12 protein-coding genes, 1 tRNA gene and 1 riboswitch are annotated in these 12,864 nt (G+C 44.0%); of the genes, 3 read left to right on the top strand and 10 right to left on the bottom strand.

What is annotated here, in order from left to right; genetic code table 11:
* Nucleotides 1–43 precede the first annotated feature (43 nt).
* Together argS and prfC are read right to left on the bottom strand one after the other, a co-directional pair.
* Nucleotides 44–1,774 carry an arginine--tRNA ligase gene (argS, locus tag AB9H30_RS01400; protein WP_371192812.1) on the bottom strand — a complete coding sequence of 577 codons (1,731 nt, stop codon included), beginning with the start codon at nt 1,772–1,774 and terminating at the stop codon, nt 44–46.
* Nucleotides 1,775–1,786: 12 nt separating this feature from the next.
* Entirely contained in the window at nt 1,787–3,373 is a 1,587-nt protein-coding gene (gene prfC / locus AB9H30_RS01395; RefSeq protein ID WP_371192810.1) for a peptide chain release factor 3, read from the bottom strand.
* Between the two features lie 247 nt (nt 3,374–3,620).
* Here prfC and AB9H30_RS01390 point away from each other — a divergent pair, with 247 nt between their 5' ends.
* Together AB9H30_RS01390 and AB9H30_RS01385 are read left to right on the top strand one after the other, a co-directional pair.
* Nucleotides 3,621–4,271 carry a cupin domain-containing protein gene (locus AB9H30_RS01390; protein ID WP_371192809.1) on the top strand — a complete coding sequence of 217 codons (651 nt, stop codon included), beginning with the start codon at nt 3,621–3,623 and terminating at the stop codon, nt 4,269–4,271.
* A 48-nt stretch (nt 4,272–4,319) separates the two neighbouring features.
* Nucleotides 4,320–5,201: a DMT family transporter gene (locus AB9H30_RS01385; protein ID WP_371192807.1), complete on the top strand. Its 882-nt coding sequence runs from the start codon at nt 4,320–4,322 to the stop codon at nt 5,199–5,201.
* Between the two features lie 32 nt (nt 5,202–5,233).
* On the opposite strand, the gene rimI is transcribed toward AB9H30_RS01385, so the two are convergent.
* The 8 genes from rimI to AB9H30_RS01345 all read right to left on the bottom strand — a co-directional run bounded on the left by rimI (nt 5,234) and on the right by AB9H30_RS01345 (nt 10,622).
* On the bottom strand, nt 5,234–5,698 hold the full coding sequence (gene rimI, locus AB9H30_RS01380) for a ribosomal protein S18-alanine N-acetyltransferase (protein WP_371192806.1): 465 nt from the start codon (nt 5,696–5,698) through the stop codon (nt 5,234–5,236).
* Nucleotides 5,698–5,985 (bottom strand): hypothetical protein, encoded by a 288-nt coding sequence (locus AB9H30_RS01375; protein WP_371192804.1) that lies wholly within the window; start codon nt 5,983–5,985, stop codon nt 5,698–5,700. Before AB9H30_RS01375 ends, rimI begins: the two co-directional genes overlap by 1 nt.
* Nucleotides 5,986–6,042: 57 nt before the next feature.
* Nucleotides 6,043–6,119: transfer RNA gene (locus AB9H30_RS01370), tRNA-Trp, on the bottom strand.
* A gap of 45 nt (nt 6,120–6,164) precedes the next feature.
* Complete coding sequence (locus tag AB9H30_RS01365) at nt 6,165–6,977, bottom strand: phosphotransferase (protein WP_371192802.1); 813 nt, start codon at nt 6,975–6,977, stop codon at nt 6,165–6,167.
* Between the two features lie 8 nt (nt 6,978–6,985).
* Entirely contained in the window at nt 6,986–7,621 is a 636-nt protein-coding gene (gene pnuC / locus AB9H30_RS01360; RefSeq protein ID WP_371192800.1) for a nicotinamide riboside transporter PnuC, read from the bottom strand.
* The gene (locus AB9H30_RS01355; protein ID WP_371192799.1) at nt 7,621–7,875 is read right to left on the bottom strand and encodes a YkoF family thiamine/hydroxymethylpyrimidine-binding protein; all 255 of its coding nucleotides are present in this window, start codon (nt 7,873–7,875) and stop codon (nt 7,621–7,623) included. The genes pnuC and AB9H30_RS01355 overlap by 1 nt, the downstream gene beginning before the upstream one ends.
* Nucleotides 7,876–7,887: 12 nt before the next feature.
* Nucleotides 7,888–9,984: a TonB-dependent receptor gene (locus AB9H30_RS01350; RefSeq protein WP_371192797.1), complete on the bottom strand. Its 2,097-nt coding sequence runs from the start codon at nt 9,982–9,984 to the stop codon at nt 7,888–7,890.
* Nucleotides 9,985–10,032: 48 nt separating this feature from the next.
* A riboswitch (TPP riboswitch) is annotated at nt 10,033–10,138 on the bottom strand.
* A 70-nt stretch (nt 10,139–10,208) separates the two neighbouring features.
* Nucleotides 10,209–10,622, bottom strand: a complete 414-nt coding sequence (locus tag AB9H30_RS01345; RefSeq protein ID WP_371192796.1) for an acyl-CoA thioesterase — start codon at nt 10,620–10,622, stop codon at nt 10,209–10,211.
* A 62-nt stretch (nt 10,623–10,684) separates the two neighbouring features.
* Between AB9H30_RS01345 and AB9H30_RS01340 the strand changes: the two genes are divergently transcribed.
* Complete coding sequence (locus AB9H30_RS01340; protein WP_371192795.1) at nt 10,685–12,811, top strand: GNAT family N-acetyltransferase; 2,127 nt, start codon at nt 10,685–10,687, stop codon at nt 12,809–12,811.
* Nucleotides 12,812–12,864 lie beyond the last annotated feature (53 nt).

Here is a 12,864-nt window from a genome sequence, read left to right as displayed (position 1 = left end):
ATAGAAAACCATTGCGCGCTTTTTCCACGTCAAAGAATGTCCATTACATGTGCTCGAGGGTTTCGATACCCAGCATTTCTAAACCTGATTTTAAGGTTCTCGCGGTCAGCGCACTAAGCGTTAAACGACTTTGTTTTGTCATCTCATCTACGTCGGCTTTTAACATAGGACTGGCTTCATAGAACTTCATGAATAAACTTGCCAACTCGTACAAATAGGTGCAAAGCAGATGTGGCGTCGCCTCATTACCGACTGCTAATAAGGTATCTTCAAACTGCAGTAACTTCACCGCAAGCGAATGCTCTGAAGCATTCTCAACATTTACCTCAGACTGCTGCGATGCCATATCCACATCGGCTTTACGAAAAATGCTGCGAATACGGGTAAAGGCATACTGCAAATACGGGGCGGTATTGCCCTCGAAGCTCAGCATGGTATCCCAATCAAAAATATAGTCGGTAGTGCGATTTTTACTTAAATCTGCATACTTTACCGCACCAATACCAATCGTAAGGGCAATTTTCGGGTCCTTTGATGCAGGGCTGCCTGGGTTGCGCGTTGCTACTAATTTGCCCGCTCGCTCTTTGGCTTCAGCGAGCAGGTCGGCGAGCTTGATAGTGCCGCCAGTTCTCGTTTTAAACGGTTTACCGTCTTTTCCTAACATCATCCCAAATGGGCAATGTTGATAGCTATGTGCTTCAGGCATATAGCCCGCTTTCCGTGAAACCAGTTCAGTCTGCTTAAAGTGCAGCGCTTGACGAGCATCGGTAAATATTAAGGTGCGGTCTGCCTTTAGTTGCTCACAGCGATATCGAACGGCTGCTAAATCGGTTGTAGCATATAAAAATCCGCCGCCAGATTTTTGAATAATGTATACCGCCGGGTTGCCTTCTTTGTCTGCCATTTCTGGCAAAAATACGACTGTCGCGCCTTGATCCACAACCGCAATCCCGCGAGTCATTAAATCTTCGACCAACACTGGCAAGTCTGGATTGTAAGCACTTTCGCCCATGACATCGTTACGGCTTAGGGATACCTGCAGCTGTTTATAAACTTCTTCGCTGTGAGTAATAGAGATATCAATAAACTGTTCCCATAGTCTTAAACAATCAGGATCTGAGCTTTGTAACCTAACTACGTATTCTCTGGCGCGATCAGCAAAACCCTCTTCGTTATCAAAACGCACTTTTGCGGCCCGATAGAAGTCTTCTAAGTCACTGAGCGCAGCACTTGCTTGGGTTTGATCAAGTTGGTCTGACAAATGTGCTAAGAGCATACCAAACTGCGTGCCCCAATCACCCATATGATTTTGACGGATCACGGTATGTCCTAAAAACTCTAAGACTTTAACTACTGCATCACCAATAATGGTGCTGCGAAGGTGGCCTACGTGCATTTCTTTAGCTAAATTCGGTGAAGAATAATCAACCACAACCCGCCTTGCTGGGGCCAGTTTGATGTTCAGGCGCTCATCAGCACTAGCAGATTGGACCTGCTGGCTCACCCATTTTTTTGAAAGGTGAATATTGATAAAACCCGGGCCGGCAATCTCGCACTTATCGGCGATATCAGAAAGCTCGACGGCTTGTAAAATATCTTCAGCAATATCCCGAGGTTTTTTCTTTAATTGTTTTGCAAGTGCCATTGCGCCATTGAACTGGTACTCACCAAACTCAGGGCGCGTGCTTTTACTAAGAGGAATCGGCGCATTCTCAACGCCTAATGACGCCACTGCTAGTGTAAATCGTTGGGCTAAAATAGCTTGTATTAACATGCGTTACGTCTCTTATTGTTCTCTGGTTGCAGCAAAGGTGATGTCAGGGTAACGCTCTTGCGAAAGCGATAAATTCACCATCGTCGGCGCAATGTAGGTTAAGTTGTCAGCACCATCATATGCAAGATTTTGCTCAGCCTTACGCTTAAACTCATCTACTTTGCGTGCATCACCATATACCCAGCGTGCAGTGGCAACATGAATATGTTCGTATATCGCGTCCACGTTATATTCGCCTTTGAGTCGCGCAACAACAACATCAAACTGCAACACTCCTACCGCCCCCACAATTAGATCGTTATTGGTTAGCGGCCTAAAAACCTGCACCGCGCCCTCTTCCGAGAGTTGGATCAAACCCTTGAGCAATTGCTTTTGTTTCAAAGGGTCTCTTAAACGAATACGCTTGAATAGCTCTGGCGCAAAATTAGGGATGCCGGTAAAACGATAGTCGCCACTGGTAGTAAAGGTATCGCCTATGCGCATCGAGCCATGGTTATGCAATCCGATAATATCCCCTGCGTATGCTTCTTCTAGTAGGGATCTGTCACCGGCCAGAAACGTTAGCGCGTCTGATATCCTCACTTCTTTGCCGATACGCGTATGGCGCATTTTCATGCCTTTTTCGTATTTGCCCGATACAATTCGACAAAAGGCAATACGATCACGATGCTTAGGATCCATATTGGCCTGTATCTTAAATACAAAGCCTGAAAAATCTTTCGATTCGGAATCAACATATTGCTCGGCGTCGGTCATGCGCCCCTGTGGTTTGGGTGCCCACTCAATAAGTCCGTCGAGCATGTGGTCAACTCCAAAGTTGCCGAGAGCGGTTCCAAAGTATACTGGTGTTAATTCACCTTTCAGAAAGGCCTCTAGTTCAAATTCATGTGAGGCGCCTTTTACTAACTCTAACATCTCTCTTAGTTCTTCAGCGTATATGCCAACGGCGGCATCTAATTCTGGATTATCAATTCCTTTAATCACGCGTTTGGCCTGAATGGTATGACCTTGACCACTTTTATACAGGACTGTCTCGTCACGTAAGATATGGTAGATGCCTTTAAATTCTTTGCCCATGCCAATCGGCCATGTGATCGGCGCACATTTGATATTGAGGACATCTTCAACTTCATCAAGCAAGTCAATCGGGTCGCGGGTATCACGATCAAGCTTGTTCATAAACGTGATAATAGGCGTATCGCGCAAGCGCGTCACTTCCATGAGCTTGATGGTTCTGTCTTCTACGCCTTTGGCGGCGTCGATGACCATTAAACATGAGTCAACAGCGGTAAGCGTGCGATAAGTATCCTCTGAAAAGTCTGCGTGACCAGGCGTGTCTAGCAGATTGACTAGATGTTCGCGATAAGGAAACTGCATAACTGATGTAGTTACCGATATGCCTCGCTCTTTTTCCATGTCCATCCAGTCAGACTTAGCGTGTTGCCCCGACTTTTTACCTTTTACGGTTCCGGCTATTTGCAAAGCGTTTCCGAACAACAAGACTTTTTCTGTGATCGTCGTTTTACCCGCATCGGGGTGACTGATGATCGCAAATGTACGGCGTTTATTGATTTCTTCTGTAATTTTGGCACCAGCCATGGGTATGTTCCTACATCGACTGAATTAGCAGTCAATTTTTACAATTAAATGGCCTTCAAGAATAAAAGCACACATGATTTATATAAAACCATGCAGATTCAGGTTTGGGAAGGCTTGAGCGAGCGCGATTGTAGCAAAACCTCGGCACTACTTAAAATGTTTTAAGCTTTAGTGCACAAGATAGCGGAACTACGATATCCTTCTTGTCTGTCTTAGCCGTATACCCAGCCGTTATCGGGGAATTAACATGATAAATATGGACTTTTCTAAGCGATTAGTCATTGAAACTCATTCGCTGCCTTGGATTGCAAGTCCTGCAAAAGGTGTTTGGCGTAAACCTCTTGAGCGAGAGTCAAAAGAATCGGGGCACACCACTAGCGTAGTGAAATACGAAGCGGGCTCACAATTTACTACTCATCAGCATCCATTAGGTGAAGAAATTTTTGTGTTGGAGGGCGTGTTTTCCGACGAAAATGGCGACTACCCCGCCGGCACCTACCTTCGAAACCCGCCCAATAGCGCTCATGCTCCCTTCAGTAAAAAAGGCTGCGTGTTATGGGTAAAACTCAATCAATTTGATCCTCAAGACGCGGCTGAAATTCGCATCAATACTAATACGACCCCATGGTTGCAGGGGCAAGGGCGTCTAGAGGTGATGCCATTGCATCAGTTTCAATACGAGCATGTCGCTCTGGTTAAATGGCCGCAGGGCGAAGTATTTAAACCGCATCAACATTTCGGCGGAGAGGAAATCTTTGTACTGCAAGGCACATTTGAAGATGAGCAGGGTAAATATCCAGCCGGCACGTGGATGCGCAGCCCACATCTTTCTTCTCATCACCCTAGAGTCAACGAGCCAACCGTAATTTTGGTGAAAACAGGACATCTCCATCCTTAACCTATGACGCAAGAAAATATAAACGAAACTGTTCTACCAGGCATTTTAATGGCGTTAGCCGGAACTTTTATGTTCTCCCTTAAGCCTATTTTAATAAAATACGCATATGCTGCGGGGCTGTCTAGTGAGCAGGTAATTACGCTGCGAATGATATTTGCCATGCCTTTTTATCTGGGCGTGGTGTTTTTTTACTGGAGCAAAAATAGCGCAAAGCGCACCAGTTATATTCAACATATTATTCCTGTTGCAGGCTTGGGTGTGCTGGGGTATTTCATAGCGAGCTATTTAGACTTGCTGGGTCTGCAATATATTAGCGCGCAGCTAGAGAGAGTGGTGCTGTTTTGCTTCCCCACTATTGTCGTGCTGATGTCTTACTTTTTCTTTAAAACGAAGCTCCCCAAAAATATCTGGCTACTGCTGGGTATGTCATATGCGGGCATTCTGCTCATATTTGGGCATGACTTAAGCACTCTAGGCCCAGAGGTTGCCAAAGGAACCGCCCTTGTATTTTTAAGTGCCGTGGCATTTGCGATATATGTGCTTTGGAGTAAGCCTATTATTGGTAAAATTGGCAGCCAAATATTTACCAGCTTGGCGATGCTGTCAGCAAGTCTCGCAATCTTTATATTTTTTATGGCCACAGAAGATATCAATAGTTTAATTGTGCCTATCGACGCTTATGCATTAGTTGCAGCGCTGGCATTTTTTTGTACAGTCATTCCGTCTTTGTTGGTGGCTGAGGCTATTCATAAAATTGGACCCGAGCGCACCAGTATCGTGGGTACAAGTGGGCCAGCCATTACCTCTTTGTTCGCGGTAGTGTGGTTAGGAGAATCCTTTACCATTTATCATGGCGCGGGCTTAACGCTGATCATGATAGCGGTGGGGCTGATGATGAAAAAACCAAAAGCGAGCCCAATTATTCCGTAGCGTTATATTTTGTAAGCGTAACCAACGACAACTCAGCCTGCTGAAATCAATAAGCTGTACAAAAGTGCGGCCTCTGCCGTCTGATGATCGTCTATATTAGATGCGCTGGAGTAGTATGCTTTGCGCTTCCCCACTTTTACAAAACCTAAGCTTTCATACAGGCGAATTGCGGGCTGATTGCTTTGCCTAACTTCTAAATGCCATTTTTTGATACCCTTTGCCTTAAGTGAAGCCATTGAAGAGCTAAGTAAAGCCCTAGCAACGCCTTGCTGGCGGTGGGCAGGGTCAACGCAAATATCCTCAAGTTCAGCCTCATCTAAAACATGACTAATTACAATAAAGCCTAGTAACGTTGAATCCTGCAATGCGACTAATGAAAATGGCTTATGCAAAGAGGATTCAAAAAGAGCTTTTGACCAAGGTGATTCTCGGTGGGAACAAAACAAAGCATAGGCGCTATCGAGGTGTTGACGTTGAGGCGCACAAACTGCAATCATTAAAGCTCCACGTCACCTTTAATTTTTTGCCAAATTTGCTGTTTTATCGAGGCGTCATCGGAGGTAATCGTTAGAGGTAAAACAAGTGTTTTAGTAACGGGATCAAACGATATGGGCAATGCATCACTAAACTGGCAGTTGTCTTCATTGATGTTAAGCAAATCTAATAAACCGCCAAACCAAGCCTTGTTGACTATCGCTGGCTTCTCGCCATGCTTACGATACTGTTGATAAATATCAATACCCATAGCGTGTAAAGATGCGATTTGCTGTCTTGCAATACTCATATTGCTGCCCATTTTGCTGTTGCTATCTTTTTGTCAGCAACGTTTTTTGCAAAGAAGTGGCAGGGGTGGAGGGACTCGAACCCCCAACCATCGGTTTTGGAGACCGCTGTTCTACCAATTCGAACTACACCCCTGTCGAACACGTGCATTATAGCGAGCGCCTTAAATAAATAAAGGTTTTATTTTGCCGGCTTTTGGCGCTTTAAGCTTTGATGTTGATTTGCTTGCCACCACAGCTGATGGGTAAAAATCACCATAGGTTGAAGAGTTCGTATGCGTTGCAGTACTTCTTCGCGGTGAAAGTCAGACAGTTCTATATATCGCCTGATCAAAGCATCTGCGTTGTGTTGTTCAAACTGATTGGCAAGAATGCAGGCAAGCACATCAAAAAACCGACAGCTTGTTCCAGCATATTCCCAATCTAAGTATAAGGCCTGCACAGGGCTCACGTGACTCAAGTGTAAATCATTATGACAAAGTACAAAGTCGTCTCCGTAGCGAGCCTCGTATTTACGCCATAGAGTCGTATATTCTTGCGTCTTTTTACGCCATTTTTTATCCGGATCAGACATTGCTTTTAAATAGCGCTGCCAATGCGCGGGTAAGTCAAGAGCAGGACACTGTGCATTCGCCCCATGTATTCTAATTAAACTAGCGGCAAGTGCGTCTATGCAGATGTCTTTGTCGTCATCTTCCATCGATAGTGGCTTATATTCAAGCCATTGTTCGATGTATACGTCCTGTTTGTCAGATAAATGAATAGGGAAAGGCGCTAACTGCAATTGGGCAAGCTGTAGCTGCAGGTCAAAGGTCTTATTGCGATCGATTGGCAGCCATCGGTTGCCGCTAAACTGCTTTACCAAATATTTATGATCATCAATACTCAAGCAATAGTTTTGATTTATCGTGCCGGCTTGAAGGGTCTCGAGCTTAACCTGAGCTCCGCTGCCAACCTGTTTTACGCAATAATCCAATAAGTGATAAAACTGCATGTAAATGGTTAACCCTTGCTATCGTCTAAAAGTGAATCATCAACACACAAATGTTTTGACCAGTTTATATAGCCTCTAATCGCAATGACTATGTAAATTAGCATCAGTAGTGTCGTTAAGTAGAGCCCGTTTGTTATGAATAAGTACATACTTAAGAAGTTGATAATACTCCAATATATCCAAGATTGCAGATACTTATTCACGGTCAAATAGGTCGCTAATAGCGAAAACATAGTGATGCCCGCATCTAAATACAATAAATCGTATCCAAACCACGCTTGAGCAAAGCTTGTGGCTAGTACCGTTACAAGAAGCGTTAAAGCGATGCCGCTGCATATCAATATGTAATGCAGTTTAGGGGGCATTTGCAAGGTCACAAAGCCTTGGTTATTGCTGCGGCGCCAGTGCATAAAGCCTATTACCGCCATGACTAAATAGTAAAGGTTCAGCAGCAGTTGAAACAGCAAAGACACATCCCAAAAGACATAAGCAAACAGCGACGTAGACAAAAGCGCCGCGGGCCAGCACCAAATCGATTCCTCGGCGGCTAACCAAACGTAAGCCACCGATAAGATCACGGCATAAACCTCAAAAAGGCTCTGCTGCTGCCACTGCTCAATTACAATGGCATAGAACTCTGCCACTAATTCAATTCCATATGTGTGCCGTTCAAAAACTTACAAACAAAAATTGCCTGACCCACCTGTTCATGAGTGACTTGCATCTCTTTTTGCAACACCGCCATGACATGCGAGTTATCACCGGCAATCACTGTACTGGTGCTCTCTGTTTTCACATATAAATCTTCATAGTGATTCAAACGCTCGATGAAATCTTTTATTGGTTCAATATAGACTTCGGCCAAGGGATAAAGTGAAATTTCAACCACTAGACGCATGCTAATTCTCCTTTAATACTGATATGCATAGGTAATGCCTAACTGGCGCGGCTGACCAAACTGAAAATAAGGTTCAGCAAAGGCATAGCCGTCACGAGGGTCATTGCTAAATCCGCCAAACCCTCTGGTAAAAATAAGCTCATCGGTGACGTTTTTCACCCAAACGCGAATCAAATGATTATTCTGCTGCCAACTGACATTAGTATTTAACACGATGGTCGATGGCGAGCGTTCATCGTGTCCATCAGAGAAACGAAACTCATCTTTTGCATCCATGTCGACAAACCATGACCAATTATCACTAAGCACAATTTCTGATGACAAATAAACCGTATAGGATGGCGCTTGAGCCTGCTCTTGATTCGGCACAAAGCTGCCGTCAATGCGAGTATAGTTACCAAAGCTCGCGTCAAGATAGCCAATATTTGCCTGCACTTGCCAACGACTGTTGATATCCCACTTTGAGCTCAGCTCAAGGCCTTTGTTAACCCCGGTATCGGTATTTCGAACCGCATCCGCAAAACCAGTGACTACCGAGCCATCTGCCTGCCTGTTTTCAAACACCGCAAAATCGCTTACCTGCGCATCACTGCGACGCATGTAAAAAGCAGTCAACTGATAACTTGCTAGGCTATCCATTAATTGTCCTTTTATGCCTGCCTCAATGTTCCAGTTAAACTCTGGTGCAAATGTTCTGTTATCGCCGGTCAAACGCTGGTCAAAATTGAAACCGCCAGCTTTATAGCCGCGAGATAAACTTGCATACAGCATAGCGTCATCTAGAGCATAATCGAGCGCTACGGAGCCAGCGACTAGGGTATCGTTAATTTGCTCTGCAAAACCATCCGAGTCAGAATAGTCAGCGTCAAAACGCTCTAATCTGCCGGCAAAAGTTGCGCGAAGCTTATCGCTAATATCAAGACCGTATTGTCCATACACCGAAAACGTCTGCGGAGTGAAATCACTCGTGAAATCTTCACTGTTAAAGGTGTATTGACGAAGCAGGTCTTCTTCAGAGTCGGAATATGTAAAACCCACTAGCCACTCTTTATCTTGGTCTGAATGATTAGACAATTTAGCGTCTAAACGCTGTCTGCTGACTTTTCTTAAATAACGGTCAAACGAACTATAGGTTAGGGGATCGAAGGCTGGAAACGTCCAATCTTCATCGTAGGCATAGTCAAAATCACCGTTCAAATGGCTTAAGGTAACTTCTGCCGCTAGCTGGTCGAACTGCTGTTGAAACTTAATACTCGCGGCAAACGCCTCTGTTTTATCAAAACCGGGCTCATCAGATTGAGTGACCTTGTCATTGTCTAGTGAGAATGCATCGTAGCCATTGTCGATATCAAAGTAGTAGAGGTTCATGCCTAAACTTTTGGTATCGCTAAATTCCTTATTCAGAAATAAGGTGGCCGTTGTTTCATCAATATTATTAGTGTTATCCGCATCGAAAAAGGCATTGTAAATATCGCCATCTTCTCGATTTATTTGGCCACTTATTTTTGCTGAAAGTCCATCGCCTAAACTCGCTCCAAACGCTGTACCAATTTGCTGCGCATTTTGCTGGGCCAAACTCGCTGAAAAGCTCGCACTATGAGTTTGTGTAGCTGGGTTGCTTACCAACTTTATTACCCCACCCAGGCTATTAACACCTACGGCTACCGACTGTGGTCCAGACAGCACTTCAACTTGCTGCAGGTCATAGAGAGTAGCTAAGCTTCCTAAACCCGAAATATCGATGTCGTCTAGCAGAATACCAATGGATGGGTTTACCGGCTCTGAGAACTGGCTACGCTCTCCTATTCCGCGTATTTGGATAAACTTCCCGCGACTGGAGCCCGAGGTGAAATTAAGGTTTGGGATGGCAGCAACCAAATCTTGGAGATGGCGCGCTTCTCTGGTCTTAATTAATGCTTCGGAGAGCACAAAATTGCTGCCCGGCAGTTCAGATAGATCGCGATTTGATAAATCGGCGGTGACTTGGATACGTTCAACATCATTTAAAGTGTTAACAGCATCGTCGTCAGCAATTACCTGAGCAAGACTCGGAGCGGCGAAAGCAAAGCATGCTATGTGAATAGCGTATGATAATTTTTTAAGTTTCATGATGGATCTCTTCTAGTTGAAAAGATCCGGTATTACGGCAGGTATTAGGTGAAGTATGTCAACCATTCCTACGCCGGTACTAACCGGATCAGGTAAATAAGGGTTTTCACTGGAATCTCAGCAACACGTTACGGTTGCACCCCTTGGTTACATGTCTGGGCAAGCCCAAGACACCGGCGGTATGTTAACAGTAGCAAATAGATTGTCAATCAATCTGCCGTTTTCTATTCAAGGTTCAGCTGTTTTATTTCGGCTACGGTCTGTGCGTCTAATTTTTCTAAGGTTTTACCGTGGGCAACTGGCAAACGAGTGCTTGGGTCCACCGATACAAAAACAATATCATCCGCAAAGCAAATGGTCTTTTTTGTTGCTTTGTTGCGCACTAAACAACTGATCGTAATTGACGTCGTGCCCACGAGTTTGGTGGCTAAACCAAATTCCACAATATCGCCTTTGGCGGCTGGCGACTCAAAGTTGATTTCGCCAATGTGTTTGGTCACTAAACAGTTAGTGTCTAATTGGCAAATAGCATAAATAGCCGCTTCTTCGTCTATCCACTCTAAGGCCCTACCACCGAACAAAGAATTTGCATAATTGAGGTCTTGAGGCATTACCAATCGTCGTGATAAAAATCGCATATTGATGCTCCTAACATAGTAAGATAAAGACTGATTAATCACGATCATACCCCATATCACACATGAATGATGACTTAAGTGCCGCACAGTTTGCGCAATGGATAAGCACTCGGAACTTACATAGCAAGTCTCGACAGCTTTTGGTTCTAAGTAATACAGCGACAAGTCTTCAAGAGCCCGCGCAAAAACTGTCTAACTTGATTCAAACGTCGCTTCAATCCATTGCGTCACAGTATGCAAAAACCTTATATGTGGGTAATTTTGCAAGTCAGATAAAAGTAGTATTCGACAAAAGCATACCGCTTGAGCTTCTCAAACAAGAGCTTGGAGAGCAGTATAATGCTGTTGTTCTTGATTGCAGAGAAGGATGGCAACCGAATCATATTTATTCGGCCTCAGGTTTAATTGAGGCGCCCGGCCTTTTGGTGATATTAACACCAGCGCCTTCAACTTGGGCGGCATATTACGCCGCTCATAAACTTGTAAGCTTTAGCTATGGGGATGGTCATCAACATAGTTTCTTTGCCGACTATCTTCATCAAATATTTACAGCCAATAAAGGCGTTGCATGGCACAGCGAAGAAAGTTCGGTCTTACCCCTTATTCAAGATAATACCAAGCCCAAATTGCATACACGGTCTGCTGAGATTGCTCTGAGCGATCAACAGCATTCCGCATTGTTAGCCATATCACGTTCATGGGACACTCAAGCTAATAGCTGTCACTTTATCACTGGCGCTCGAGGTCGTGGAAAAACCACCCTATTATCTAAACTATGCGAATATGCTGTTAGTACGCCTTCGCTATCTGGCTTTTCGAAACTCGCTATTTGTGCACCATCTGCAGGCCAGCGAGATATTGTGGCGCGCTACATTTCACTAAGCAACTCCCCTAGCATTGAAGTATTGAGCATTGCACCCGATCAAGCCGAACAACTAAATGCAGCTACACTGTTGCTTATAGATGAGGCTGCCTCAATTGCACCAGAGCTTTTAAACCAATTATGTAATGCCGTTAGTCACGTAATAATAAGTGCGACCACTCAAGGATATGAAGGCAGCGGCAAAGGTTTAATTTACCGTTGGTTACCTAGCCTTCACAAACCAATTGAACAATATGACCTTACTCAGCCTTTCAGATGGGGCAATGATGATGCATTGGAAGCGCTAATAGAAGAAACCTTTCAACCAGAACAGCCAGCAGCAGACGGCCCGATTTCTGCAAACTTTAAATTGGTTTTGTTGAACAAAACAGACTTATTAAAAAATACTGAATTACTAAAAGCCTGTATTGCTTTACTGCAACAAGCACATTATCAATCTACCCCCAACGACATTTTAAGAATCTTAGACGCTCAAGACCATGGACTGTGGGCTTACATTAACACTAGCTCACTAAATCCGGTGGAAAATCTTTATGGCGTAATCTGTACCATTATTGAAGGGGGAGAAAATACCTTTGACGAACCTGCGCTATGTGAAGCCATTGCCACTGGCCAGCGCAGAGTGCAAGGACACATGAGCCTTCAGGCACTGACTATGAGCCTGCACAGAAGCGAAATATTGGCACACAAAACCTGTCGAATTCATAGGATCGCCGTGCGAACTGAAGTTCATCGCAAAGGTATCGGTAGTAGAATGCTAAGGCATCTTTATGAGCAAAAAATCACCATTGATGTAGACGGTTTCTCTAGTTCATTTGGTTTAACTGCTGCTTTACACCATTTTTGGCAAAAAAATGGTTATGAACTCGTAAAATTAGGACATCGCAAGGATACAAGCAGTGGAACCATCACTGGACATTTTTTAGATAAGACCAGCAGATTGTACTCAGAAATATCAGACTCATCCCTTTCCCTCATTCATTTAGACAAATGCTACCTAGTAGCATATGAACCTAGCTTTGATGCTTTTTTTGCTCATCTAGGAATCCCTCTTCATGACGCCTTTTGTAATAAACAGTCTGTGCTTATGTTGGCGCTTAAAAAGCTGAATCTATTTCTGACTAATAAAATTTCATATGCTATGGCAAAACCCGCCATTTATTTCGCAGTATTAGATTCAAAAAATAGCTTGTTAAAGCAAAGCTTCAATAAGCTGCATGAAAAACACTTAACTCAAGGCAATAAGCAAATTTTAGAAAGGAAAATACGAAAAGCATTAATTAATTACTTGAAAGACTCGATGTAAGTGTAGTACTAAACACATTTTTCCCATAAAAAAACCCGCGTAAAGCGGGCTTT

This window comes from Glaciecola sp. SC05, from assembly GCF_041380235.1.
GTDB lineage: Bacteria > Pseudomonadota > Gammaproteobacteria > Enterobacterales > Alteromonadaceae > Glaciecola.
This window is presented reverse-complemented; position numbering and strand designations above follow the sequence as displayed.

Bases quoted from the DNA above. Each gene is read 5' to 3' on its own strand.
- rimI (WP_371192806.1), bottom strand. From the start codon at position 5,698: ATGATTGCAGTTTGTGCGCCTCAACGTCAACACCTCGATAGCGCCTAT.
- AB9H30_RS01345 (WP_371192796.1), bottom strand. From the start codon at position 10,622: ATGCGATTTTTATCACGACGATTGGTAATGCCTCAAGACCTCAATTAT.
- AB9H30_RS01355 (WP_371192799.1), bottom strand. From the start codon at position 7,875: ATGCGTCTAGTGGTTGAAATTTCACTTTATCCCTTGGCCGAAGTCTAT.
- prfC (WP_371192810.1), bottom strand. From the start codon at position 3,373: ATGGCTGGTGCCAAAATTACAGAAGAAATCAATAAACGCCGTACATTT.
- AB9H30_RS01365 (WP_371192802.1), bottom strand. From the start codon at position 6,977: ATGCAGTTTTATCACTTATTGGATTATTGCGTAAAACAGGTTGGCAGC.
- AB9H30_RS01375 (WP_371192804.1), bottom strand. From the start codon at position 5,985: ATGAGTATTGCAAGACAGCAAATCGCATCTTTACACGCTATGGGTATT.
- AB9H30_RS01340 (WP_371192795.1), top strand. From the start codon at position 10,685: ATGAATGATGACTTAAGTGCCGCACAGTTTGCGCAATGGATAAGCACT.
- AB9H30_RS01350 (WP_371192797.1), bottom strand. From the start codon at position 9,984: ATGAAACTTAAAAAATTATCATACGCTATTCACATAGCATGCTTTGCT.
- argS (WP_371192812.1), bottom strand. From the start codon at position 1,774: ATGTTAATACAAGCTATTTTAGCCCAACGATTTACACTAGCAGTGGCG.
- AB9H30_RS01390 (WP_371192809.1), top strand. From the start codon at position 3,621: ATGATAAATATGGACTTTTCTAAGCGATTAGTCATTGAAACTCATTCG.
- AB9H30_RS01385 (WP_371192807.1), top strand. From the start codon at position 4,320: ATGGCGTTAGCCGGAACTTTTATGTTCTCCCTTAAGCCTATTTTAATA.